21 protein-coding genes are annotated in these 23,918 nt (G+C 67.6%); 9 read left to right on the top strand and 12 right to left on the bottom strand.

The window, feature by feature from the left end; all coding sequences use genetic code 11:
• Positions 1-8 precede the first annotated feature (8 nt).
• Positions 9-1,082 carry a DNA polymerase IV gene (locus ABRP18_RS10740; protein ID WP_349884628.1) on the top strand — a complete coding sequence of 358 codons (1,074 nt, stop codon included), beginning with the start codon at positions 9-11 and terminating at the stop codon, positions 1,080-1,082.
• Between the two features lie 35 nt (positions 1,083-1,117).
• Here ABRP18_RS10740 and ABRP18_RS10735 read toward each other — a convergent pair whose 3' ends face one another.
• The 4 genes from ABRP18_RS10735 to ABRP18_RS10720 all read right to left on the bottom strand — a co-directional run bounded on the left by ABRP18_RS10735 (position 1,118) and on the right by ABRP18_RS10720 (position 3,523).
• Entirely contained in the window at positions 1,118-1,519 is a 402-nt protein-coding gene (locus ABRP18_RS10735) for a RidA family protein (protein ID WP_349884627.1), read from the bottom strand.
• 55 nt (positions 1,520-1,574) lie between these two features.
• Complete coding sequence (locus ABRP18_RS10730; RefSeq protein WP_349884626.1) at positions 1,575-2,552, bottom strand: zinc-binding dehydrogenase; 978 nt, start codon at positions 2,550-2,552, stop codon at positions 1,575-1,577.
• Positions 2,553-2,581: 29 nt separating this feature from the next.
• Complete coding sequence (locus ABRP18_RS10725) at positions 2,582-3,040, bottom strand: MarR family winged helix-turn-helix transcriptional regulator (RefSeq protein ID WP_227750928.1); 459 nt, start codon at positions 3,038-3,040, stop codon at positions 2,582-2,584.
• A gap of 96 nt (positions 3,041-3,136) precedes the next feature.
• Positions 3,137-3,523, bottom strand: a complete 387-nt coding sequence (locus tag ABRP18_RS10720) for an SHOCT domain-containing protein (protein WP_058631330.1) — start codon at positions 3,521-3,523, stop codon at positions 3,137-3,139.
• A 176-nt stretch (positions 3,524-3,699) separates the two neighbouring features.
• On the opposite strand from ABRP18_RS10720, the gene ABRP18_RS10715 reads away from it, so the two are divergent.
• From ABRP18_RS10715 to ABRP18_RS10705, 3 genes are all read left to right on the top strand, one after another.
• A complete protein-coding gene (locus ABRP18_RS10715) occupies positions 3,700-5,340 on the top strand; it encodes a SulP family inorganic anion transporter (RefSeq protein ID WP_349884625.1) in 1,641 nt (546 codons plus the stop codon).
• 11 nt (positions 5,341-5,351) lie between these two features.
• Entirely contained in the window at positions 5,352-6,329 is a 978-nt protein-coding gene (locus ABRP18_RS10710) for an FUSC family protein (protein ID WP_349884624.1), read from the top strand.
• 97 nt (positions 6,330-6,426) lie between these two features.
• Complete coding sequence (locus ABRP18_RS10705; protein WP_349884623.1) at positions 6,427-9,024, top strand: LuxR C-terminal-related transcriptional regulator; 2,598 nt, start codon at positions 6,427-6,429, stop codon at positions 9,022-9,024.
• A gap of 28 nt (positions 9,025-9,052) precedes the next feature.
• Here the strand turns inward: ABRP18_RS10705 and ABRP18_RS10700 are convergent, their stop codons facing one another.
• The 6 genes from ABRP18_RS10700 to ABRP18_RS10675 form a co-directional block, all read right to left on the bottom strand.
• On the bottom strand, positions 9,053-11,395 hold the full coding sequence (locus ABRP18_RS10700; protein WP_349884622.1) for an arylsulfatase: 2,343 nt from the start codon (positions 11,393-11,395) through the stop codon (positions 9,053-9,055).
• A gap of 131 nt (positions 11,396-11,526) precedes the next feature.
• Positions 11,527-12,243, bottom strand: a complete 717-nt coding sequence (locus ABRP18_RS10695) for a GAP family protein (RefSeq protein WP_061015255.1) — start codon at positions 12,241-12,243, stop codon at positions 11,527-11,529.
• A 34-nt stretch (positions 12,244-12,277) separates the two neighbouring features.
• Positions 12,278-12,949: a GAP family protein gene (locus ABRP18_RS10690; RefSeq protein ID WP_061015256.1), complete on the bottom strand. Its 672-nt coding sequence runs from the start codon at positions 12,947-12,949 to the stop codon at positions 12,278-12,280.
• A complete protein-coding gene (locus ABRP18_RS10685; protein WP_061015257.1) occupies positions 12,949-14,625 on the bottom strand; it encodes a SulP family inorganic anion transporter in 1,677 nt (558 codons plus the stop codon). The genes ABRP18_RS10690 and ABRP18_RS10685 overlap by 1 nt, the downstream gene beginning before the upstream one ends.
• A gap of 132 nt (positions 14,626-14,757) precedes the next feature.
• Complete coding sequence (locus tag ABRP18_RS10680) at positions 14,758-15,900, bottom strand: AI-2E family transporter (RefSeq protein ID WP_349884621.1); 1,143 nt, start codon at positions 15,898-15,900, stop codon at positions 14,758-14,760.
• A 21-nt stretch (positions 15,901-15,921) separates the two neighbouring features.
• A complete protein-coding gene (locus tag ABRP18_RS10675; protein WP_179515937.1) occupies positions 15,922-16,755 on the bottom strand; it encodes a mechanosensitive ion channel family protein in 834 nt (277 codons plus the stop codon).
• 234 nt (positions 16,756-16,989) lie between these two features.
• On the opposite strand from ABRP18_RS10675, the gene ABRP18_RS10670 reads away from it, so the two are divergent.
• Both ABRP18_RS10670 and ABRP18_RS10665 read left to right on the top strand, forming a co-directional pair.
• Positions 16,990-18,000 (top strand): DUF998 domain-containing protein, encoded by a 1,011-nt coding sequence (locus ABRP18_RS10670; RefSeq protein WP_181800737.1) that lies wholly within the window; start codon positions 16,990-16,992, stop codon positions 17,998-18,000.
• 146 nt (positions 18,001-18,146) lie between these two features.
• Positions 18,147-20,603: a LuxR C-terminal-related transcriptional regulator gene (locus tag ABRP18_RS10665; RefSeq protein ID WP_349884619.1), complete on the top strand. Its 2,457-nt coding sequence runs from the start codon at positions 18,147-18,149 to the stop codon at positions 20,601-20,603.
• A 22-nt stretch (positions 20,604-20,625) separates the two neighbouring features.
• Here ABRP18_RS10665 and ABRP18_RS10660 read toward each other — a convergent pair whose 3' ends face one another.
• Positions 20,626-21,072: a DUF6325 family protein gene (locus ABRP18_RS10660; RefSeq protein WP_061015262.1), complete on the bottom strand. Its 447-nt coding sequence runs from the start codon at positions 21,070-21,072 to the stop codon at positions 20,626-20,628.
• Between the two features lie 4 nt (positions 21,073-21,076).
• Positions 21,077-21,463, bottom strand: a complete 387-nt coding sequence (locus ABRP18_RS10655) for an SHOCT domain-containing protein (protein ID WP_061015263.1) — start codon at positions 21,461-21,463, stop codon at positions 21,077-21,079.
• Positions 21,464-21,676: 213 nt separating this feature from the next.
• Here ABRP18_RS10655 and ABRP18_RS10650 point away from each other — a divergent pair, with 213 nt between their 5' ends.
• The 3 genes from ABRP18_RS10650 to ABRP18_RS10640 are packed head-to-tail and all read left to right on the top strand — an operon-like array spanning position 21,677 to position 23,908.
• Positions 21,677-22,111, top strand: a complete 435-nt coding sequence (locus tag ABRP18_RS10650; RefSeq protein ID WP_349884618.1) for a DUF6325 family protein — start codon at positions 21,677-21,679, stop codon at positions 22,109-22,111.
• A gap of 1 nt (position 22,112) precedes the next feature.
• Positions 22,113-22,454 carry an SHOCT domain-containing protein gene (locus ABRP18_RS10645; protein ID WP_113681332.1) on the top strand — a complete coding sequence of 114 codons (342 nt, stop codon included), beginning with the start codon at positions 22,113-22,115 and terminating at the stop codon, positions 22,452-22,454.
• A 47-nt stretch (positions 22,455-22,501) separates the two neighbouring features.
• A complete protein-coding gene (locus tag ABRP18_RS10640; RefSeq protein ID WP_349884617.1) occupies positions 22,502-23,908 on the top strand; it encodes a hypothetical protein in 1,407 nt (468 codons plus the stop codon).
• The last annotated feature ends 10 nt before the right edge of the window (positions 23,909-23,918 follow it).

Raw genomic sequence — 23,918 nt, 5'->3', positions numbered from 1 at the left:
CTCGTTGCATGGCCGATTGGGTGCTGCACGTGGACATGGATCAGTTCATCGCCGCGGTGGAGGTGCTGCGCAGACCGGAGCTGGCCGGTCGCCCGGTGATCGTGGGTGGACGCGGCGATCCGACCGAGCGGGCGGTGGTGTCGACCGCTTCCTACGAAGCCCGTGCGTTCGGGATCGGCTCGGGCATGCCGTTGAAGATCGCGGCGCGGAAGGCGCCGGACGATGCCGTGTTCCTCCCGGTCGATCGGGACGCCTACGCTCGGGCATCCGACGAGGTCATGGCTGCTCTCCGTGCGCTGCCGGACGTGGTGCTCGAAGTGGTGGGATGGGACGAGTGCTTCCTCGGGGTGCAGACGGACTCTCCCGAAGGTGTGGCCTCGTCCGCGCAGGAAGCCGTGTTCGAGGCGACACAGCTGCACTGCTCGGTGGGGATCGGGGACAACAGGGTCAGGGCGAAGATCGCCACCGAGTTCGGCAAGCCCCGCGGTGTGTTCCGCCTCACCGCGGACAACTGGTTCGAGGTGATGGGCGACAAGCCGACGCGCGACCTCTGGGGTGTCGGGCCGAAGGTGCAGAAGCGTCTCGCGGTCCACGGCATCGCGACGGTGCGAGATCTCGCCGAGGCGGACGAGCAGACCCTCGTGACCGAGTTCGGACCGCGGATGGGCGTCTGGTATCACGGGCTGGGTTCAGGGATCGGCCCGAGCAGCGTCGACGACACGCCGTGGGTTGCGCGAAGCCACAGCCGGGAGACGACGTACCAGGAGAACCTCACGACGCCGGAGCAGGTCGATGCGGCGATCCGCGATCTCGCCGCCCACGCGTTCGACGACTGCGCGGTGGAGGGGCGGCCGGTCGTCCGCGTGCACCTCAAGGTGCGATATGCCCCGTTCGAGACCAAGACCTTCGGCCGCAGGCTCTCCGCGCCGACCATGGACCGCGCGGAGTTCGTCGCGGTTGCCGCGGCGCTCGCCGGCGCGCTCGATCCGGAGCGAGAGGTGCGACTGCTCGGAGTCCGCGCGGAGATGACGGCGCCGGAGGACGACGGCGTCGAGCGCACACCGGTGCGGGGAAGGATCTGACCCCGCACCGGGACATCGAGAGAAGCGTCGTCCGCTCAGGAGCGGAGCACGGCCGCGACCGCGCTCACCTCGATCAGGGCACCCGGGACTCCGAGGCCCGCCACGAGCGCCGCGGTGACGAGGGGCGGGGCTCCGTCCCGCGCCAGCCGTGAGGCGACCGCACCGTACGCCGCGCGCAGGTCCGCGTCCTGATGGATCAGCACCGTCCAGCTGATCACGTCTTCGAGCCCTGCACCCACGGACTCGAGGGCGATCCTGGCGTTCTCGACGGCGCGAGCGGACTGCTCGCCGGCATCGCTCGAGACGACGGCTCCGGTGACGTCGACACCGTTCTGGCCGCCGACGTACACCGTCGTCGCCCCTGGCGGGACGACGGCCACATGGCTGAATGCAGGACTGACGACGAGCCCATCGGGCTGTCCGAGTGTGATCTCCATGGCCACACTCTGCACCGGGGCGCCGACATCCGGAAGTCCCTCGTCGGCGTGCAGCTCAGAAGCGCAGCAGCACCTTGCCGACGCGACCCGGGGTGTCGCTCGCACGCACGGCCGCGCTGATGTCGGCGGCGTCGAAGATGCCGGCCACGGGCAACGTCAGGCTGCCGTCGGCGAGGCGCTGGAACAGCTCACCGAACAGTGCGCTGCGGGTGGCCTGATCGAGGCTCGGGATCACCTTGCTGCCCCAGAAGCCCTTCACTGTGGCCTGCTTGAAGATCACGTCGGAGGAGGCGATCTCCATGGTGGGGGAGTCCATCGCTCCGAACGCGACCAACGTGCCGCCTTCCGCGAGCAGCGAGAGAACCTGGCCGGCGGATGCACCACCGACGGAATCGACGCCGGCGGTGATCGGCGCACCTCCGGTGATCGCCTCGACCTGCTCCTTCCAATCGGGCTGATCGGTCGCGACGATCCTGTCGATGCCCTGTGCGCGGAGCTCGTCGACCCCCGCTGTCCGACGCACCAGCCCGAGCACGTTCACTCCGCGCGCTGAGCCGAGCTGAGCGAGCATGCGTCCGACAGCTCCGTTCGCGGCGTTCTGCACGATCCAGCCGCCGGCCTGCACATCGAGGAAGTCCAGCAGCGTGATCGCGCTGAAGGGCATCGAGACCAGCTGAGCCGCCGTCTCGTCAGGAAGGCCGTCCGGGATCGGGATCAGTCCGGCGGCATTCGTCACGATGTACTCGGCCCAGGCGCCGAAGGTTCCGCCGGTGGCGACGCGCTGGCCCACCTCGAGGTGCTCGACTCCGGCACCGAGCGCGTCGACGATGCCGAGGGCCTCGGTCCCCGACGCGGCGGGGAGCTCCGGCTTGAAGCCGTATGTGCCGCGAACGGTCCACAGGTCGTGGTTGTGGATGGGGGAGAGCACGATCCGCAGACGGACCTGGCCTTCGCCGGGCTCCGGAAGAGGTCGATCTTCGACTCGGAGGACTTCCTCCGGAGTGCCGAAGGTGGGGTGGATGAGTGCGCGCATGGCGATTCCGTTCTCTCTCGGGGTGTCGATCAGGGCCGGTCGCTCTGGTGGGCGTCGGCGAGATCTTTCGTGGTCTTCTGAAGGCGGTCGGTGATGTCGTGCAGTTCGGCGATGAGCTGACGGCGATGCTCCTCGTCCTGGAGCCCGGAGATCGACGCGATGGTGGTGTGGATGGGGGCCACCTCGGCCCGCAGGTCCTGGCCCTTGTCGGTGAGGGTCACCGTCACCACACGCTCGTCGTCGCGGCCGCGTGTCCTGGTCACGAGTCCGGCCTGCTCGAGTCGCCGGACGAGGGGGGAGAGCGTGCCGGAGTCCAGGCGCATCACCGCCCCGAGCGACCCGATCGTCTGCTCGCCGTCGAGCCAGAGTGCGGCGAGCACCAGATACTGCGGATACGTCAGACCCCAGGGGGCGAGCAGCGTCCGGTATGCCTGCGTGGTGGCACGCGCGGCGGAGTACAGGGAGAAGCAGAGCATCTCATCGGTCATCGGCACCAAGATAGCATTGCACGTCATTCAATTGTGCACAACTCGAATGGGCGCGAGGAGGGCGCGACCGATCCGACTGGTCGCGCCCTCCTGGGTTCAGCTGAGCGCCTTGGCCTTGATGGCTTCGTACTCCCCGGCCGTGATGGTGCCGGAATCGAGGAGTGCCCTCGCCTTGGCGATCTCGTCGCTCGGGCTCGTGCCGGCGACCTGCTGGATGTAGGCGTCAGCGGCGCTGCGAACGTTCGCGGCCTCCGCATCGCTCCGCTCGGCCATGCCGGAGCCCCGAGCGATCAGATACACCAGCACCGTGAGGAACGGGACGAAGATCAGGAAGACGATCCACACTGCCTTCCACCAGCCGTTGAGCTGCCGGTCGCGGAAGAGATCTCCGACGATCGCGAACAGCGCGAACAGGTACGAGATGAAGACGAACGCCAGCAGGAACCACCAGATGATGTCCCAGAACGATCCCCAAAAACCCATGTGTACTCCTTCTTAAACCGGCCCGCCCGGTGGCGGCCCCGTCGGACGATACTCGGCACGCGCCAGCACGCGCACCGATTCCCGGTGGAGTTCACCAGGGTGAGCCGATCGTGCGATCACTCGATCCCCGCATGCCCCCGCAGTACGCTTCAGACGACCGGAGGACGGAGAAGCGGATGACCGCGACGAGAAGACCGCCATGGCTGTTCAGCACGGTCGAGGGGTACCGCCGGGAGTGGGTGGTCCGTGACGTCGTCGCGGGTCTGTCCGCTGGTGCCGTCGTGATCCCGCAGGGGATGGCCTACGCGACGATCGCCAATCTTCCGGTGCAGGTCGGGCTCTACACGTGCATCCTGCCGATGCTGGTCTACGCGTTCCTCGGTGGAAGCCGCGCCATGAGCGTGTCGACGACCTCGACGATCGCGACCCTCACCGCGACGACCCTGGTGTCCGCGGGAGTCGCCGCGGGATCGGACGATGCGATCGGCTCTCTGATGATGCTCACGCTGCTCGTGGGAGTGATCCTGTTGATCGCCAGACTCTGTCGCCTCGGCTCGCTCGTGGAGAACATCAGCGGAGCCACTGTTCTCGGCTTGAAGATCGGTGTCGGCGCGACGGTCGCCGTCGGACAGCTGCCGAAGCTGCTGGGCGAGAGCTACAACTTCTCCGGTCATGGATTCCTCAAGTCGCTCGGCGCAGTGGCACAGGCCTTCGACAGCGTGAACTGGCCGACGGTCGCGCTGTCTGCCGGCTCGATCCTCGTGATCGTCGTGCTCAAGCGGTTCGCCCCGCGTGTACCGGGCGCACTCGTCGTGGTGGTCGCCGGGATCCTCCTGGTCGCCCTCGCTGGTCTGGATCGCTACGGCGTCGACCTCATCGCCGCGGTGCCGAGCGGGCTCCCCGTTCCGGGCGTGCCCGACTTCTCGCAGGCGGTCGTCCTCGTGCCCGGCGCCCTCGCTATCGCCGTGATGGCGTTCTTGGAGTCCGCGGCCGTCGCCCGCAGCCTGCGGGCGGCGAGCGAACCTCAGATCGACAGCGACCAGGAGCTGTTCGCGACCGGCGCGGCGAACACGGTCGGCGCATTCTTCGGCACGATGCCAGCCGCGGGAGGCTTCTCGCAGAGCGCGGTCAATCAGAGTGCGGGGGCGCGCTCCCAGGCGGCGACCCTGGTCACCGTGGTGCTCGCCGTGCTGGTCGCGCTCTTCCTGGGACCCGTTCTCAGCCTGCTCCCCGAGGCGACGCTGGCCGCGATGGTGTTCGTGGCCGTCGCCGGGCTCATCAACATCCCCGAGCTCGTGCGGTGGGCGCGGATCAGTCCGGTGGATTTCTGGATCGCGCTCGCGGTCGCGATCCTCGGGCTCACCGCCGGCCTTCTCCCGGCCGTGGCGGTCGGTGTGGTCGTGACCTTGATCCTGGTGCTCCGCGAGCTCAATGTGCCGAAGGTAGCGGTCGACGCTCGCATCGGTGACGCTCTGGGGCTCCGTCTCGAACGGGGGCTCTACACGGCGAACGCGATGGCCAACGAGAAGCAGATCCTCGCCCTGGTCGAGGCGGAGGAGCAGCCGGTCCGCGTGCTCGTGCTGGGTCTGAAGCAGCAGGAGGTGATGACGATCACCGTCCTCGACGCGCTGGAGAACCTCGACGGAGAGCTCGCTCAGCTCGGCATCGTGCTGCACATCGCCGCGCTTCCCGAGCGGGCAGCCGCTGTCGCTCGCCGCACACCCTGGTTCCTCGGACTGGAATCGCACGGTCGCGTGCACGCAGCTGTGAGCGACGGCGTCGCGGCAGCGGCTCGGGAAGCCGGCAGACGGAGCTGAGGGAGAGATGCATGAGTGACGATGCCGGGCTGAGCTGGCGATGGTCGCGGTTCGGCCTGGGTCTGCTGTTCGCCGCGCCGGCGATGCTCGTCGCCCCCTTCCATCCGACGCTCGGTGTCGCGCTCGGGATCGGCGTGATACCCGCCGCCGCCTTCGGTCTCCCCCCACGCAGGAGAGCCCGCGCCATAATCCCCGTCGTCGGCACGCTCAGCGCCCTCGGCCTGCTTCTCGGGGCGCTGCTGGCGGAGTGGCCTGTGGTCGCCGTGCTCGCCGTGCTCGGGCTCGCGATCGTCGCGAGTCTCAACGCCCCACGAGGTCGGCTCGGGCAGTTGATCCTCATTCTGGTGCTGCCGATGACCGGGATCGGGCTGAGCTTCTCCTGGTCCTCGGTCACAGGGGGATTCGCCGCCTGCATCGTCGCCGGCTCGGTGTATGCCTGGATTGTTTCCCTGCTCTGGCCCGAGCGTGAAGAGCGGGCGCGTGCCGCCAGTCCTGTACCTCGGGGGCGAGCCCTCCTGGTCTACGGGATCCTCCTCGGCATGGCTGCGGCGCTCGCCGCCACCATCGGCTTCGTTCTCGATCTCGAGCACGTGGGGTGGGCGACGGGCGCGGCGCTCCTCGTCATGCGTCCGGTCAGGGGGCAGCTGATCTCGCGCAGCATCGGGCGCGCGGCATCGGTGCTCATCGGAGCGTTCGCGGCCGCGGGCCTGGCTGTCCTGGCTCCGGGAGGTTTCGTCACCGGGCTCGTGGTCGGGGCTGTCATCGGAGCGACATGCGCCATCCAGGAGAGCCGGTGGTACGTCGTCCCTGGCTTCACCACGTTCCTCGCCCTGACCCTCATCATGTCCACCTCGCCGGAGCCTCCGGGGGCTCGATTCGCGGAACGCGCGGTGGAGACGCTTCTCGGGGTGGGGCTCGCTCTGCTGTTCGGGGCCGTGCTGCCCTCGGTGGTCGGCTTCGTCCGGCTGAGAAGCTCGGTCGCCCGATGAGGGTTCTGGACGAAAGTTGCTTGATGTGCGCGCTCCCACGGTGGGATACTTCGAGATGGGGAGGACGTAGTATCTAACATTTCACCGGGGGCTCTTGATGGTCGAAGAACAGCCAGACGTCGATTCAGCGTGGATTCCTCCGCTTCCTGCAGGCCCCGGTGACATCCCCAGAGCCCGACTGCTGTCACGACTCTCCGCCGCGTTGGACGAGCCCTGGACACTCACCGTCCTGTCGGCCCCCGCGGGGTCGGGCAAGACACGGCTGCTCACCCAGTGGGCGCATTCGATTACCTCCTCGGACGACGATCGATCGCGTGTGGTGTGGCTCTCGCTCCAGCGCTGGCATCGGGACCTCGACCCCCTGCAGTCTGCTCTTCGGAGCATCGAAGACCCCTCGCTGCGCGAGGCACTCGACCGCCTCACCGGGCCGTGGTCGACGGAGAGGGCGCGAGATCTGGCCCGAGCCCTCCGCGCCGCGGGGCGTCGGGTAGTCGTGATCATCGACGATGTGCACCTCATCGAGACCGGGTCACTCGCCGAGATGCTGTCGGCGTTCCTGAGCGCAGTGTCGGGTACCGCCCACGTCGTGGTCTCCGGACGCGGAACCCGGCGTCTGCCTCTTGCGCGTCGACGTATCGTCGGCATGGCACTGGAACTCGGAAGCCGTGACCTGGCATTCACACCGGCGGAGGTGCGAGCGTTCTTCCGCGCGAGGGGGATGCGCCTTTCGCAGGGCGAGATCACCACCGTGCTGTTGCGTACCGAGGGGTGGGCCACGGGACTCCGGCTGCTGGAGCTGGCGGCGCTGCATGATTCGTTCGCCACGGTCCTCCCGCTGCGCGGTGACTCTCCGACGGTGACCGACTACTTCGCCGAGGAGGTCTTCGCCGATCTCGACGAAAGCCTCAGTGAGTTCCTCGTGCTCACCTCGGTGCCCGAGTCGTTCACGCCGGCTCTAGCCTCGCAGTTGACAGGAGGAATGCCGGCCGAACCGCTGATCGAACAGCTCATGCGACTCAACGTGCTGATCAGGCGTAGCGGTCAAGAACCGGTCTGGTATCACTACCATCCGCTGTTGCGGGAGTTCCTCTATGCCCGCCTGAAGGACAGAGGAGAGGCGGCCGTCGAGGAGCTCGAGAGCGTGACAGCGGAGTGGTTCGCGGCCGAGCAGGAGCACGAGCGCGCCATGTTCCACGCCGCGCGGAGCGGCGACGACTGCGCGACCTCACGGATCCTCCGTCGCAGTGGGATGCAGCTGATCCTCATGGGTTATGCGGCTGAGGTGGTCGCAGCGATCGCGCGTCTTCCTCGACCTGTGCTCGCGGAGCCTGCCATGCGGATGCTGACGGCGTCCGCCGAGCTCACACAGGGAGACGCGGCCCGCGCTGCGGCGCTGCTCGAGTCGGACTCGGACCTTGAGGATTCCGTTGCGGTCCGTCAATGGCGAAAGGGCCTGGAGCTGCACACAGCCGTGCGTCGCGGGGGCCTCTCGGAAACGCTCGACCGGCTGGAGCCGGGTCTCTACGAGGTGTCGGGGGAGTCGCAGCTCGACACCTATGTATTCCTGCACGCTGCCATGGCAGAGCTGTATACGGGGGCGTTGAACGATGCCGACCGGTTCGCCCGGCTCGCGGGGGACCACGCTCACGCCGCGGGCACTGCCGCGGCGGAGCTGCAGGCGGCCGCGATCCTGAACACAGCCGATCTCTTCCGAGGTCAGATGCGAGAAGTGCTGCGTTCCAGCGCGCTGCTGGATGAGCGCTGGCGCGCGCTCGGCATGCCTGCGGACTCCTTCTACGAGGTCACGCGGGTGTGGCAGTACTGGGTGCCTTTCGAACAGATGCTTGTCGCCGATGTGGATCAGACGCTGCGCGCGGCGACCGGGATCATCGAGTCCGGAACGGAGCCGGCGATCGCACGGGGTCTGCGAGGCCTGATCGCCCTGCTGAACGTCGATGGCGCCATCGACGCGCACGCGGCGGCTCTCGCTCTCCTCGAGAACCTCGCACCGCGCGACGACATGCCGCTGCCTGTGCACTGGTATGCGATGACGAGCACTTTCGCGATCCGCGCCTTCAACGCGCTCGGAGAGTACGCCCTCAGAGACCGCTTCATCCACGACGTCGGAGACGCTCTCGGCGAGGTCGGCGAGGTGGCCGTGCTCCGCGCGATCGCCGCGCTGCACGATCAGGCGTTCGAGCCGGCGCGGGCCGCTCTCGCTCCGGTGCTGGAAGGGGTGGCGCCGTGCCTTCTCCTTGCGTCGATGATCGACGCCTGGCTGGTCGCTGCCTGTATCGACGTGCAGGCCGGCTGTCCCGATCAGGCGCAGGTGTCGCTGTCGTTCGCGCTCGCCCTGGCCGAACCGGAGGAGCACATCCGACGATTCGCCGACGCCGGGCCGGTCGTCGCGCGCCTTCTCGCCGCGCGCGCGACTCCGGGATCACGCGGTCGCTTCGCGGATCGCGTCCGCGAACGTCTCACCGCAGCAGGAGTCCTCATCGAGGAGGAGCTCACCCGTCGCGAACGCATCGTGCTCACGGCGTTGAGTCGCAACGCGACGCTCCGGGAGATCGCGGAGCAGGAGTTCATCTCCCCGAACACGGTCAAGACGCACGTGCGCAACATCTACCGCAAGCTGGGCGTCTCCGACCGGGACAGCGTGACGGCGGCTGCGCACGCTCTCGGGATCGAGTAGCGCACGCAGCCGCCGCGGGGAGAGCGACTCAGTCGCGTGCCATGGCTGCTGCCAGATGTGCTTCGAGGTCGAGGTAGGCGTCGTCGGCGATGTCGAACACGACCTTAGCGATCTCGCCCCCGGTGAAGTCGAAACCGTACCCGTACAGCGACGACACGGGATCGGCGCTGTCTCGACCGATCGTCAGGCCCTCGCCGCACAAGGAGAAGTGACCGAGCACCGTGCGGATCTGCTTCTCACCGACGACCTCGTCGTCGATGTAGAGCTTCACCGGTCCGACCCCCTCGCGGTGTTCGCCCATGCCTTCCTTCGTGAACTCCACGCCGATGATGTGCTTCCCGGAGGTGGGAACGGGCGCGGACACCCGGTCCTCCGGCGGGATGCCGAGGAAGTTGTACACGTAGTGCACCTGCCCGTCCTTGACGACGAGGGCGTGGCCGCCGAAGCGCGAGCCGTGCGCGAAGATGACGCCCTCGGTCTCAGGGGTGAACTCGACCTCGGCGGCGATCTTGTAAGAGACCCCGTGCACGTTCGCAGCCGACCGCTCCGGGACTTCGCTTGTACCGGGGTAGTAGATGAACTGCCCGGAGGGGGGCGCGGGCTGGTGGAACTCCATAGTCATGAAGGTCTCGAAGTCCTTCGCGTTTCCGATGATCTGCAGATCGTTCAGCGGCAGCACGTCGTTGGCCTTCGCCTCGGTCATCCAGAGCGCCTTGAGCTCCTCGAGCTTGTCCGGGTGCTCGGCGGCGAGGTTGTTCGCCTCGGCCCGGTCGGTGTCGGTGTGGTAGAGCTCCCACTCGTCGTTCTCGAAGTCGCCCTTGCCGCTGACCGGACCGTGCACCGTGACGGCCTTCCACCCTTCGTGCCAGATGCCGCGCTGGCCGAACATCTCGTAGTACTGGGTCTTCTTCTCGGTCGCCCCGTCGGGGGCGGCATCGAACGAGTACGCCATCGAGACTCCCGAGAGCGGGGTCTGCTCGACGCCGTTGTAGGTCTCGGGGAACGTCACGCCGCACGCCTCGAGGATCGTGGGCACGATGTCGGTCGAGTGGTGGTACTGATGGCGCACCTCTCCCCGTGACTTGATCCCGGCGGGCCAGTGAATCACCAGCGGGTCGCACACGCCGCCCTGATAGGTGTACCGCTTGAACATCTTGTATGGAGTCGAGAACGCCGCCGCCCACCCGGTGGGGTAGTGGTTGTAGGTCTCCGGCGAGCCGAGCTTGTCGACCATGCGGAGGTTCTCCGCCTCGTCGTCCGGGTATCCGCCGAAGATCTTGCCCTCGTTGACCGAGCCGTTGGGGCTGCCCTCGCCGGACGCCCCGTTGTCGGCGCAGTAGATGATGAGGGTGTTCTCCAGCTGCCCCGATTCCTCCAGGTAGTCGACGATGCGGCCGACCTGGGAGTCGGTGTATTCACTGAAACCCGCGTAGACCTCGGCCATCCGCGAGAACATGGCCCTCTCCTCGGCGTTCAGCGTGTCCCACGGGCGCACCTCGTCGCTCGGGGTGAACGTCCCCTCCGGCATGGGGTTCAGTGCGGTGAGGTCGGTGTCGGAGGGGAGGATTCCCTTCTCGATCATCCGGGCGAGCACCCATTCGCGATAGGCCTCGTAGCCGTCGTCGAACTTCCCCTTGTACTTGTCGATGTACTCCTGCGGGGCGTGGTGCGGAGCATGGTTCGCGCCGGGGCAGAACCACAGGTACCAGGGCTTCTCCGGCTCGGTCTGCTTGACGTCGCGGATCATCGTGAGGGCCTGGTCGGCGAGGTCCTTCGAGAGGTGGTACCCGTCTTCCGGCAGGTACGGCTGGTCGATGTAGTGGTTGTCCTCAGCCAGCGAGGGGTACCAGTTGTTGGTCTCTCCGCCGATGAACCCGTAGAAGCGGTCATACCCCTGAGCGAGCGGCCAGTGCTTCTTCGACGCACCGGCAGTCCACTCGTCGATCGGCACATTGTGGTTCTTCCCCACCCAGAAGGTCGACCAGCCGGCGTCACGGAGCACGTGCGCCATGGTCGCGTTCGAATCGGGGATGTGGGAGTTGTAGCCGGGGAAGCCCGTCGAGGACTCGGAGATCGTCGCGAAGCCGTTGAGGTGGTGGTTGCGTCCGGTCAGGAACGTCGACCGGGTGGGGGAGCACAGCGCCGTCGTGTGCCACTGGGAGTAGGTGAGGCCGTTCTGAGCGAGACGGTCCATCGTCGGCATGTTGATCCGTCCGCCGTACGGCGACCACGCCGCCATGCCCGTGTCGTCGTACAGGACGACCAGCACGTTCGGAGCGCCGCTCGGCGGGGTCGGCGGTCGGAAGGCGTCCCAGTCAGGAACGGAATCGCGCACGTCGAGTTCGATCTTGCCTTGGAATTCGCGAGCCATCGTGGGCCTCCTTCATCTCGGTGGAACGATGCGGCTCCCCGCCGCGTTCAACCTACTGCGGTGCGAGTCGTGGGGTCATCAGAGTCGGGTGCGCTTCATCCGGGTGAACTCTGCGCGTCCCCGTGTGGACTTCAGATCAGTGCGGCGATCGCCTTCTCGAGTTGGAGGGCGCCGATCACGAGAAGCAGCGCCGCGTTGAGCACGTGTGTGTTGCCGGCGATCCAGGAGCGCATGCGGTCGAGCACGGGCTGGGCGCGCGCACCACGGACGAGGACGAAGAACACCGGCAGGGCGATCGGCAGGGCGCCGAGCACGACGAACGCGGCGGCGACAGCGGTTCCGGCACCGGGCGCGACGCCGGACTGCGTGATGTCCAGCGCGGCGAGGATGGCGCATGACGCATCCACGGGGTTGAGCACGAACAGACCGAGGCCGAGCAGGAAGGTGCGCCCCGGCCGGAACGACTCGACGGAATGCAGCCAGCCGGGCAGCTGGGGAGAAGCGTCCACCACGTCGCGAGGAGTAGCGGCTGTCGCCATCTGCTCGATACGGGCACGCCCCTTCCGGTAGACCCAGACAGCCGCCGACACGAGGAAGCCACCGATCAGCAGGCGGACCACCGGCACCCACAGGGGCGGCTCGTCGTGCTCGTGCACCGCGAGCATCGGGAAGAGCCAGAGACCGAGCGTCATGATGCCTGCGAGGCCCAGCAACCAGCCGAGCAGATAGGCGATCCCGTTCGTCCTCGCGTTGCGGGACAGCAGCACGGCGACGAGGGCCATGATGGCGAGGGGGCTGAGCACGACGCCGAGGGCGACGGGCACGAGGTCCAGGATCAACTCGCCCACGTCATCCCTCCTTCCACAACCCCGCTGCCGTGCCTCAGAAGCTGCCGATGCCCTTGCCGATCATCGAGATGCCGATGACCAGCAGCAGAACCGCCATGATGACGGCATTCTCCGCCGCCAGCCAACCGCGGAGAGCATCCAGGGGCGCTCGGAGCCGATCGGCGGCGACGAGGTAGCCGATGACCGGGACGAGCACCGTCGAGGCGGCGATGACCGTGTACACGGCGATCACCACGACGATCGACCCCACGGGAAGCGCCGCGCCACCGATGTCCGTGCCGGCGCCGGCGGCCATGATGAGGTTCTTGGGATTCACCGCCGACAGCAGGAAGCCGAGCCCGAACGCGAACGGGAAGGTGATCGTGTCGATCGCCTTCATCCACTTCGGCAGTGCGGCCTCCTCGCCCGGCCGGGGGCGTTTGCGCCACTGCCCGAAAGCCAGCAGGAAGAGCAGAGCCCCCAGAACGAGCTGCACCGCGCCGCGGATCGGATGCGACGCGTCGCTGTCATCTTCCGGCAGGAGTGAGGACACCAGCGTGAAGACCGTCACCGCGACGACGATCCCCAGCACCCAGCCGAAGAGGAAGCCGACGCTGGTCACCCTCGCCTTGGGCGAGAGCAGCATGAGGATTGCGGCGATGATCGGAATCGGACTGATCGCCACGCCGAGCGCGAGCGGGAGGATGTCTCCGATGACGCTACCCATCAGGGGCCTTTCTCGAGGGGAGCTCGTCCTGCTTCCGGAGCGGCGAGCATCGCGATCGCCTCGCGGTTGGTCGCGTAGACGTGTTCCGAAGCCAGGAGATCGAGGGCCTTCAGCCGGTGCACGGTGTTGGGGCGCACTCGGCTGAAGGACAGGGAGACGGAGCGGTCGGCGAGCCATTCCTTGAGGGAGGCGAACGATTCGGCGCCGGTGACATCGACGTCGGTCACCGCCTCCATATCGACCACCAGGTGACGGACCTCGTTCTCTCCGGCGGCGCGGACGGCGGTCTTCACCGCAGAGGAGAACACCGCCCCGTTCGCGAAGAACAGGGGCGCGGCGAGTCGGACGACCACGATCCCCGGAGCGGTCATGGTCCCGGCCGGCGCATCCTCCAGGAGGGACTCACCCGGGTCGCCGGTGGACTCGAGGACGTCGATGGCCGGATTGGCCGCGCGCTTGGCCAGGTTTATCAGCGCGAGGACGAATGCGACGAGGATCCCGGGGATCGAACCGATGAACAGGGTGACCAGGAAGCAGGTCGCGCCGATCAGGAACTCGAACCGGTCTTTGCGCCACAGATCGATGAACTCGCGGATGCCGAGCAGGGGGATGATCGCGACGCCGACGATCGCTCCGATCGCCGGGGAGGGGATATCGGCCAGCAGCGCGGTGCCGAACAGCAGCAGCAGGAGCGTGCCTGCAGCGAGGATCAGCGCGGGGAACTGCGTACGAGAACCCGCCTGATCCATGGCGGCGGTGCGGGACGTCGATGAGCCGACGGAGAAGCTGCCCTGAGCGCCTGCGGCGATGTTCGCCGCGCCGAACGCCAGGAGATCGCGGTTCGCGTGGAACGGGTATCCGTGCTTCTCGGAATACGACCTCGACACCAGAAGCCCCTCGGCCGTGGTGACCAGTGTCAGCGCGATCGCCGATGGGACCAGCATGAGCCACAGCGACCAGTCGATCACGGGCCACGTGAGCACGGGCGCACCGGCGGGGACCTCACCCAGGACGTCGACTCCTCGCTGGTCGAGCCCGGTCAGGACCACGACGACGGTTGTCGCCACCAGGACGATCAGAGCCCACGGGACGGCACGGAGGAACCTGCGGCCGAGCAGCAGCACGGCGACGGAGCAGACCGAGATCAGCACCGCCCATCCGTTGAGCGTCGGGAGCCCGCCGATCAGATCAGCGACCTTCCCGGTGAAGTCCTTCCCGGAGTCGATGCTGACGCCGAGCATCTTCGCGAGCTGGCTCACCATGATGTCGAGGGCGAGACCGCCGACGAAGCCGACGAGGATCGGCTTGGAGAGGAAGTTGGCGAGGAACCCGAGCTTGAAGACCGCGAGCAACGCGAACATGATGCCGCAGATGATGGCCTGGGCGAGCGCGAGCGTCGCGTAGTCCGCGCTTCCGGCGGCCGCGAGCCCGCCGATCGAGGAGGCGACGAGTGCTGCGGCTGCGGCATCGGGTGAGGCGACCAGCTGCCGTGAGGACACCACGAGGGCGTAGACGACCGTGGGGACGATGAGTGCGTACAGCCCGGCGGTGGGCGGCAGGCCCGCGATCTGCGCGTACCCGATGTTGAGGGGGATGGCGATCGCGAGCAGAGTGACGCCGGCGGTCAGCTCGGTGACGAAGTTGCGTCTGGTCAGTCCTGCGAGTGGACGTTGCACATCGCCTCCATCCGCCGGCGCCCCTGGTCGAGCGCTCCTGCGTCCACGATCCCACCGGAGGGGTCGCCGGACCACGGATCGACCGCAACTCACCCCTGGTGATTTACAGCCGGAGCGTCCTGCGCCGCCCGCTCAGCGGCGACGAGGTATGCGCCGCCGTCGGCCTCGCCGTGTCGCCGCCGGGGCGGGCTCCGGCTCCGGTGTCGGCGGGACCGCGGTGCGGTCGCCCGAGAGCCACCGCACCCAGAGCGTGTCGGGATCGCTCTCGAAGACGAGCGTGCGTGCGAGGAGCGTGAGCGGGATCGAGAGGATCGCACCGAGCGGGCCGATGATGAAGGTCCAGAAGATCACGGAGAAGAAGCTCAGGGTCAAGCTGAGATCGACGGCGTCGCTGACGAACTTCGGCTGCACGAGAACCTGGAGCACCACGTTCACGACGCAGTAGACCGCGACCACACCGATGAGCAGAGGCCACCCTCCGACGACGAAGGCCAGGATCGCGGGCGGGACGAGCCCGAGCACGAAGCCGATGTTTGGGATGAAGTTCGTGACGAACGCGAGGATCGCCCAGACCACGGGTGCGGGGACGCCCATCCACCACAGCGCGAGACCGTCGATGACAGCGACGATCGCGCCGAAAGTCGCGTTGACGATGTAGTAGCGGCGCACACCGGTGTTGAGCCGAGTGATCCGGGCGATGACTGCGGCCTTGGATGCCCCGAACACCGACGGAGCGTCCCGATAGCGGGCCGCGTCGACCGCCATGAAGATGATGTAGGCGCAGACGAAGAACAGTGCGGTCGCGACGCCGATCACAGTCCCGCCGATGCTGCGTGCGAGTCCCAGAAGCGTCGTCGGATCGAGGACCGAAGCCGCGGCGGCCGACGCCTCCTCGTCCAGGCCGAGGGACTGCAGCCACCCGACGAGATCATCGACGGTCTTCGCCAGTCCGCCTTCCGAGACGAGGTCGGCGATGAGCCGCGCGAACTGCGTGCCGGCCAGCCAGAGCAGAGCGCCCATGACCAGGAGGATCAGGTAGGCGACGACGATCACCGCGGTCGTGCTGCCCCACTGCGGCCACCCGCGCCGTTCGAGCGGTCGACGCAGAGGATCGCAGATCACCACGATCACGATCGCGAGCGCGACGGGTCCGAGGAGATCGCGCGCGAAGTAGACGCCGGCGAGGGTCACTGCGCTCGCCGCGAGAAGGAGCAGCACCCGCAGACTGGGGGAGATCCGGTCGGGGGAGCGCTCCGGCGCAGGCGAGGTGGTCACGCCGAAAGCGTAGTCGACGGGTCAGAAGGGCTCGGGAGCGACCAGCGGCGGCACGTCCTGATGTCCCGAGACGACGGCTCGCAGACCCGCCGCTTCCAATGCCGCTGCCACGTCGTGGATCGTCGCTGACACCACGGACGTGCCATGGAGCGGGTGATGCCAGATGCGGAGCGCGAGCATCCACCGGGCCGGGGAGACCGATGTGAAGATCACGCCCGGATGTTCGCGGGTGTGCACTCCTTCGACCTCGCTCGCGGCGCGGGAGATGATCGACACGACGTCATGAGCATCGATCCCGTCCGCCCGTTCGACCCGGATGTCGAGGGTGCTGCACCGCGCACCGTGGCGAGAGTCGTTGACCAGGACCCCGGTGAGGAGGGCGGCGTTCGGTACGTGCACGGTCCGACCGTCGACGGTCGAGAGGATGACCGACCGGCCGTTGAGCTCCTGCACGACTCCTCGCAGCTTGCCGTCGGGCCCTTCGACCTCTATCTCCTCGCCGATCTTCACGGACTGGCGGGATTGGATCAGCACCCCGGCCGCGAAGTTGTCCGCGACGCCGCGGAGCACGAGGACCAGAACGACGACCGCGATCGCGGTCATCGCCAGGAGCGGTTGGACATTCGCGCCGAGGAAGGCCAGCCCGACCCCGATCCCGATCAGCAGCAGCGAGTACTGGGCGAACCGTGCCGCCAGCTGGGCGACGGAGTCCGAGATACCCGGTGCGCGCTTCGTGATCTTGAGCACGCCCTTGCGTGCGAAACGGGAGAGCAGCCAACCGACGAGGACCGAGAGCACCGCGAGCACGATCTGCCACGGCGAGAGGCCGTCCGGGAAGAGCGCGTCCAGACTCACGGGCGGCGACCGCTCGCTCGCAGGTTCATCCGCAACATCCGACCAGCATGCGACGCGCGCGCTCGCCGCGGGTCGGCCACTCATCCCTCGGGGGTGATGCCCTGGGGTGGCGGCGCCATCGCCCCAGGGGGGTGAAGGGCGCTCGCTCAGGCAGGAGCAGAGCCCCAGACTGAGCACATGTCGTCGTCGCCCCCATCACCGGACCTCCTCACGGCAGCCCGATCGAAGGGAGCCATGCGGGAACGGTCTCGAGAGGCCATCGGCCTTCAGATCTCGATCTGCGCCTTCATCATCGCCGCTCTCGTCGCCCTCGTGGTGTTCCGACTGCAGGGGGCGCCCATCTCCGGGCCGGATTCCGTCGGGCAGTTCGCGGCGCTCGCGTCCGCTGTCACGGCGACCGTGGTCTTCGTCTTAGGACGCGTGATCGCCTCCGATCCTGCACGACGGAAGCGCCTCGGTGCGCTCGACGTCGTCGACATCGCTGCCTTCGCCTTCGCCCACGCAGTGATCGCCTTGCTCGGATGGACACTCGCAGCCGTCGTCATCGAAGCGGCGTTCAGCGGAGCGGTGGTCTTCCCGGTCCCGGTGCTCATGCTCACCGGGGCGGCGGCAGGACTCTCGGCATACGTGACGTACTACTCGTCGACGCATCTCGATCTCCAGATGCTCGCGACGGTGCTCGCGGTGTTCCTGATCCTCGGGATCCTGGCGAGCATGCTGACCGCGAGTGATCCGCAATGGTGGCAGGAGAACCTCAGCGCGCTCGGCATGACGGATGATCTGTCGGCCCGAGCGTTCAACCTGACTCTGATCGTCGCAGGCGTGCTGGTCACCACGCTGGCGAGGTACGCGACGAAGGAGGTTCCGACGACGCATCCGCGCGGGGTGATCGCGGTTCGGACCTGCCTCGTCGTCGTCGGGGTCTTCCTCGCGTTGGTCGGTGTGTTCCCCGTGGACGAACACTTCGCCCTCCACACCGGGGTGGCGTCGGGAATGGTCGTGGCGTTCGCCGTGGCCGTCGTCGGACTCCGGCGGTGGGTGCCGGGAGTCTCGCGGACCTTCCTCATGCTGGGGTACGTCTTCCTGCTCGTCATCGTGGTGCTGTCGGTCTTCTTCGCCATCGGCTACTACACGCTCACTGCGGTCGAGCTGGTGGCCGGCACCCTCGTGTTCACCTGGATCATCCTGTTCATCCGCACGGCGGACGCGCTCAGACGCGACGCGGCCACCGAAGCCGCCGGGTAAAGATCACCCGGAGGATGGCCTTGAAGGGGTGTTCGAGACGCCACTAGCTTGGTGCCATGTCGCACCCCGTACGTTCGTCGAGACCGGGACCAACGGTGCGATTCCGGCCGCCCGCACCCCAGCCGGGCGCCATCCACCGTGCACGGGTGAGCGCAGCGGTGGAGGAAGCCGCAGCCCATCACCCGCTGACCGTGGTCAGCGCCCCGAGCGGTTTCGGCAAGACGACCGCGGTCGCCGATTGGGCATGCCGCCTCGACCATGTCGCATGGCTCGGGCTCAGCACGTTCGACTCCGATCCCGCCAGGCTGGCTCAGGGGGTCGTTAACGCGCTCGTCGAAGCCGCTGAGCGCTCGGGTCTCGACCTCGACCTCGACCGGGACCTGGAGGATCCCTATCGCGCCTATCAGGAGATCTGCCGAGTCCTCGAGGAGTCGGGGGAACGCGTGCATCTCGTCGTCGACGATGCGCATCGCGCAGGGGAGGCGTGGCGCGAAGGTCTGCTGGGGATGCTGGCAGAGCAGGCTCCGGACACTCTCAGCGTGGTGCTGGTGGGGACGACGCTTCTCGAGGTGACGCTTTCCCGGCACCGGGTGACACATCCCGGTTCGTTCGTCGGTGCGGAGACACTCTCCTTCACCGGGGACGAGGTGCAGCAACTCCTCGACCAGGAACCGGACGGCCTCTCGTGCGCGACGATCATGGAGGAGACCAGAGGCTGGCCTATCGCCGTCAGACTGATGATGATCGGCGGAGCCAAGCCGGACAGCCGCGCACAGAGCGCTTCGAGCTTCCTCGGCGGTTACGTGAGAGAGCACGTGCTGGGTGCACTCCCGGTCGAGGTCTCGAACTTCGTCCTCGAGGCCAGCATCTGCGGTGAGCTGACTCCCGAGCTCGCTGCAGCGGTCACCGGTCGTGCCGATGCTCCGGCGATGCTGGAGACGTGCGTGCGACTCGGTCTCTTCCTCGACAGGTTCGAGGGTCCGCACGGTGTCGTGTACCGATGGCACGCGTCCTTCGCACGGCGGTGCGCGGAGATTCTGGCCGGTGATGCGGAGCGCGCTGCCGCATGTCATCGTCGCGCGGCGTCCGCACTCGAGGCGATTGATCCGACAGCGTCCATCGCGCATTCGCTCCACGCCTCGGACTTCTTCGGTGCCAGAGAGACGCTGCTCCGGCACTGGGTGGGGCTCGTGGTCGGTGCCCGCGCCGACGAGGTCGAACGCACGGCGATGGAGATGCTGCATCGGGTGCCCGACGACGCGCAGGTGCTTCTGGTGCGTGCGTGCGCCAGCGACGTGCTCGGCGATCATCGCGTGGCGAGGGAGCTGTTCCGTCGGGCGGAGGCGACGGTGGCGACACCGGGCGGTGTCGACGAGCCCGCCGTCCTGCAGATCGCGCGGCTCTTCATCGCCGACGAGCGTGCGGCGGTGGCGGATGCGCGCGCGAAGGTGCGGCAGATGCTGCTCGAAGCGGATTCCACGGATCTCGGGGACCGAGCCGCGCTCAACTATCTCCTCGGATGGACGGAGATCCGTCATCGCGGTAACCCGGCAGTCCCTCTCGAGTACTTCTCCGCCGCGGCCCGGGAGGCTCAGAATTCAGGGGATCGCGAACTCGCGAAGCGATCACTCGGGCACCTCGCCTTCGGACAGACCTGGGCCGGCCGATTCGTCGAGGCACGGCGAACGCTCCGCACCGTCGAGCGCGCCGATGATGTCGGACTTCCGTGGAGCACGTATGCGGGAGGCAGCGCGGCCGTGGCAGCGGGATACGTCTCGTACTGGGCGGGGGAGCTCGACGACGCGATCCGCGAGTTCGGCGTCGTCGTCAACAACGCCGGCTCCGACCATTCCTTCACGAGTGTGGCTCGCATGATGATCGCCTACGCGGCTGCGGAGACCGGAGACGTCGCCGTCTGCCGCCGCGCGGCGATCGGTATCCAAGACATTCCGCTGGAGGTGGTGCACGGCATCTCGTGGCCGGCCTTCCGAGAGTCGTCGGTCGCTCTGCTCGAAGAAGCCGTCGGTCGACAGGACCGCGCGATGCGGATCGCCCGGAAATACATCCACTGCCCTGACCTGCCGGTCGTCAACGTCGCGCTGTCGGGTGTGCTCCGGCGCGCCGGCGAGTACGCCGCCGCACTGGAGATGCTGAGGTCACTGCGCGCTTTCGGCGACGTCTCCTACGTGAAGGCCTCGACCCTGCTCACGGCGGCATTGCTGCGACGTCGTGCGGGCCACCACGACGAGGCACATGAGCTGTGCGAGGCCGCTGTCGCCGTCGCCGCGGGGGAGGACATCCGTCTTCCGTTCGGTCCGCGCGACACGGCCGCGCGCAAACTGCTGGCCGAGCACGTGCACTTCGGGACGCAGTTCGAGGACTTCATCGGCAGATCACTGGCGAAGGACAACGCGGGTTCGCCGGTGGACGCTCTCTCCGAACGGGAGCGCGACGTCTTCCAGCAGTTGCAGACAGCGCGTACCCTGCAGGAGATCGCTCGTGAGCTCGCGGTGTCGATCAACACGGTGAAGACGCACCAGCGCGCGATCTACCGGAAGCTCGGAGTGTCGTCGCGTCGCGAGGCCGTGCGCACGACCGTCTGACCCGCGCCATCCCTGAACGGAGTCACGGCCCGCGAAGGGCCGACGAGAGGACGGTGTTCGCGACCCTGGCAGGGATCTGCTGCGTCGTGAGGATCCGATCGATCCTGCAGTCCACGTCGCGGGCGAACCGCTCCACCCAGGCGAGTTCGACGAGGAACAGGGCGGCGAGAGCACCGATCGGGATCCTCGCGGCGAAGTGTCCTGCATCGTCCGCTCCGATGAGCCCCGGCGTTCCCAGGACCAGACCCGCGAGCGTGAAATCATCGCGATCCACCTCGACGAGGCGATGTTCGTCAGGACCGAGACGCCTGATGATCACGACGTCGAGCAGGCGGATGGCGCCGTTCTCCACCTGGCGTAGGAGCGCCTCGAGGACGTGGGAGCCGAGGCGGTCGTCCTCGAGGCGGACGACGACGAACTCCACGTCGCCGAGCGCCCGGAGTCTCGTCAGATCGACCGCCTCAGCCACGACGTCAGCTCAACGCACGGGCCTTGATGGCCGAGAACTCGTCCGGGGTGATCGTGCCGGCGGCGAGCAGCTTGGACGCCTTGTCGATCTCATCGCTGGGGCTCGACCCGGCGACGCTGCGGATGTAGGAGTCCGCTGCGTGCTGCTGTTCGCGGTACGCCGACGCGCTCCGTTCGCCCATGCCCCTGCCGCGCGCGATCAGGTAGATGAGCGCCGTGAGGAACGGGACGAAGATCAGGAAGATGATCCAGACGGCTTTCCACCAGCCGTTGAGAGTGTGATCCCGGAACAGGTCGGCGACGATGTTGAAGAGCACCATCAGGTAGGAGACGAACACGAAGACCCAGAAGAACCACCAGATGATGTCCCAGAAGCTTTCCCAAATGGACACGTCGCACCTCTTTCGTTGAGTTGTTGCTTACGGCGATGGTGCCAGCGGTGACCGCGGAGCGAACGCACCGGTCACCCTGCACGGGCGACCCGGCGTCGGGCCGGCGCCGGAGCTCTCATCCTCCGCGGGTGAGAGCGCGGCGCTTTTCCGGGGAGGCGGTGCGAGCATCGAGTCGTTCACGGTCGGCGTGCGCGCCGTGAGAAGGGAATCTTCATGAATGACTTCCGATTCGGTCCGGCCGAGTTCTACCTCGTCGGGTTCGAGGGGTCGCGTCCGGATCCGGCGACTTTCCTTGCCTTGACCGATCTCGTCGACAGCGGAGTGGTGCGGCTGCTCGACTTCGTCGTGATCGCGAAATCGGAGACGGGGACGGTCGAGGTCGTCGAGCTCGAGGATGAGGACGGCTCGCTCGGTCTGGATGACTTCGAGCCGATCGCCGCGGGCTTGGCAGGCGAGGAGGACGTCGAGGCGCTGGCCGCGTCGCTCGCGCCGGGCCGGTCTGCGGCACTCGTGGTACTCGAGCTCACCTTCGCGCGCGCCCTTGCACAGAACCTCGCGGCGGCGGGGGGCGAGGTGCTGCGCACGGAGCGCGTCCCGGCGCCCGTGGTGAACGCGGTGATGGACATCCTCGACCAGGAAGGTGAATGACATGCCCTTGAGAAGATTCGGCCGGCCGGGGCTCATCGGCCTCGCGGCCAGGACCGCGGTGGTTGCGGGAACAGCGACAGCCATCGGCGGTGCGATGTCACGGCACCAGGAGCAGCGTGCACAGGGGGAGTACGAACAGCAGCAGTACGAGGCCGCGCAGCAGCAGGCACAGATCGACGCTGCCGCGCAGAACGCCGCCACGCAGTACTCCTCACCGCCGCCGGCAGCCCCCGCAGCGGGGAACGATCTGATCGCGAAGCTGCAGCAGCTCGCATCCCTGAAGGACTCCGGTGTGCTCTCGGAAGCCGAGTTTGCCGCAGCGAAGCAGAAGCTCCTGAGCTGACGACGAGATCGCCCGCCGCCGGAACGACAGCAGAGACGAGAGCGCGAATGAGCGAACTGGACGATCTACGGGCACGAGTCGCCCTGCTGGAGCAGGAGAACGCCGAGCTCGCGAAGCCACGACGCCGTCCGGTGGCCAGGAGCGTCGTCGCGGGAATCGTCCTGGCGGTGGCGGTGCTGTTGGCGCCGATCGCCGCCATGGGGACGTGGGCGCGTCTGCAGCTCGTGGACGCCGATCGCTTCGTCGCGACGTTCGCACCTCTCGCAGCCGACCCCGACGTTCAGGACTTCGTCGCCGATCAGGTCAGCTCCGCCATCCAGGAGCAGGTGGACTTCGACGCCGTCGTCGGCGACGTGTTCGACGGGCTCCGTGAGCTCGATCTGCCACCCCGAGCCTCGTCGGCGCTCTCCCTGTTGGAAGCGCCGGCGGCCAGCGGACTGACATCCCTCGTCGACGGTGTCATCCATGACGTCGTCGCCTCCGACCAATTCGCCGACATCTGGGCTCAGTCGCTCCGTTTCACCCATGAGCGCGCTGTCGCGATCATGCAGAACAGCCCAGGCACCGCGTTGCAACTCGCAGATGACGGTGTGCTCTCGGTAGATCTCGGTCTCGTCGTCGACCGGGTCAAGGATGCCTTGAAAGAACGCGGCATCGGATTCGCCGACCTCATCCCCGAGATCGACAGATCGATTCCGATCGCTCAGGCCGACGCGCTGGTGCTGGTGCGCACCCTGTACCAGGTGGCCGTCGCCGCCGGCTTCTGGTTGCCATGGGTCGTTCTCGGTCTCGTGGTCGTCGGCATCGCGGTGGCGCGCAACCGACTGCGGGCACTGTTCTGGACCAGTGCGGCGTTCGCTGCCGCATTCCTCCTCCTCGCAGGAGGAGTGGGCATCGGGCGCACGTTCTTCATCGGTGCCGTCAGCCCGTCGATCATGACCGCGGCGGCCGCGCAGTCGCTGTTCGATCAGGTGACGTCGCTGTTGAGCCCGACGATCGCCGCGCTGGCGATGGTCGGCGTGCTGATCGCTGTCTGGGCATGGGGTGCAGGCACGAGCCGTGCAGCCGTGGCCCTGCGGAGCGCACTCGACAGCGGGTTCTCCGCAACGCGCGGCACGTGGGAGCGTCGCGGATTCTCGACAGGTCGGCTCGGTCTCATGATCGAGCGGTTGCATGGACCCCTCCTGCTCGTGGGCATGGCGATCGCGGTGCTCGTCCTCGTCGTGACCAGACCGGTGACGTTCGGGACCGTGCTCGGCGTGACCGCCGGGCTCGTCGTCTTCGTGATCGTGATCGAGCTGCTCCGACGTCCGGAGCTTCCCTCCCCAGCGGTCGCGGGGGCGTCCGATGCCGACGGGACGAGTGCGGGCCGGAGCGACGTCGACACAGACACAGACACAGACACAGACGTGGAGGGTGGCGCCGCTGTGACGTCGCCGGCCTCGCATTCATGATCGAAGGAGC

It is taken from the genome of Microbacterium sp. WHRI 7836 (assembly GCF_040223885.2).
Lineage (GTDB): Bacteria > Actinomycetota > Actinomycetes > Actinomycetales > Microbacteriaceae > Microbacterium > Microbacterium oxydans.
The sequence above is the reverse complement of the archived record's forward strand: the minus strand, read 5'-3'. Positions and strand labels throughout refer to the sequence as shown.

What these genes read in the sequence shown, in the direction of transcription:
- ABRP18_RS10740 (WP_349884628.1), top strand. Translation starts at nt 9, where the DNA reads ATGGCCGATTGGGTGCTGCACGTGGACATGGATCAGTTCATCGCCGCG.
- ABRP18_RS10735 (WP_349884627.1), bottom strand. Translation starts at nt 1,519, where the DNA reads ATGGAGATCACACTCGGACAGCCCGATGGGCTCGTCGTCAGTCCTGCA.
- ABRP18_RS10730 (WP_349884626.1), bottom strand. Translation starts at nt 2,552, where the DNA reads ATGCGCGCACTCATCCACCCCACCTTCGGCACTCCGGAGGAAGTCCTC.
- ABRP18_RS10725 (WP_227750928.1), bottom strand. Translation starts at nt 3,040, where the DNA reads ATGACCGATGAGATGCTCTGCTTCTCCCTGTACTCCGCCGCGCGTGCC.
- ABRP18_RS10720 (WP_058631330.1), bottom strand. Translation starts at nt 3,523, where the DNA reads ATGGGTTTTTGGGGATCGTTCTGGGACATCATCTGGTGGTTCCTGCTG.
- ABRP18_RS10715 (WP_349884625.1), top strand. Translation starts at nt 3,700, where the DNA reads ATGACCGCGACGAGAAGACCGCCATGGCTGTTCAGCACGGTCGAGGGG.
- ABRP18_RS10710 (WP_349884624.1), top strand. Translation starts at nt 5,352, where the DNA reads ATGAGTGACGATGCCGGGCTGAGCTGGCGATGGTCGCGGTTCGGCCTG.
- ABRP18_RS10705 (WP_349884623.1), top strand. Translation starts at nt 6,427, where the DNA reads ATGGTCGAAGAACAGCCAGACGTCGATTCAGCGTGGATTCCTCCGCTT.
- ABRP18_RS10700 (WP_349884622.1), bottom strand. Translation starts at nt 11,395, where the DNA reads ATGGCTCGCGAATTCCAAGGCAAGATCGAACTCGACGTGCGCGATTCC.
- ABRP18_RS10690 (WP_061015256.1), bottom strand. Translation starts at nt 12,949, where the DNA reads ATGGGTAGCGTCATCGGAGACATCCTCCCGCTCGCGCTCGGCGTGGCG.
- ABRP18_RS10670 (WP_181800737.1), top strand. Translation starts at nt 16,990, where the DNA reads ATGCGGGAACGGTCTCGAGAGGCCATCGGCCTTCAGATCTCGATCTGC.
- ABRP18_RS10650 (WP_349884618.1), top strand. Translation starts at nt 21,677, where the DNA reads ATGAATGACTTCCGATTCGGTCCGGCCGAGTTCTACCTCGTCGGGTTC.
- ABRP18_RS10645 (WP_113681332.1), top strand. Translation starts at nt 22,113, where the DNA reads ATGCCCTTGAGAAGATTCGGCCGGCCGGGGCTCATCGGCCTCGCGGCC.
- ABRP18_RS10640 (WP_349884617.1), top strand. Translation starts at nt 22,502, where the DNA reads ATGAGCGAACTGGACGATCTACGGGCACGAGTCGCCCTGCTGGAGCAG.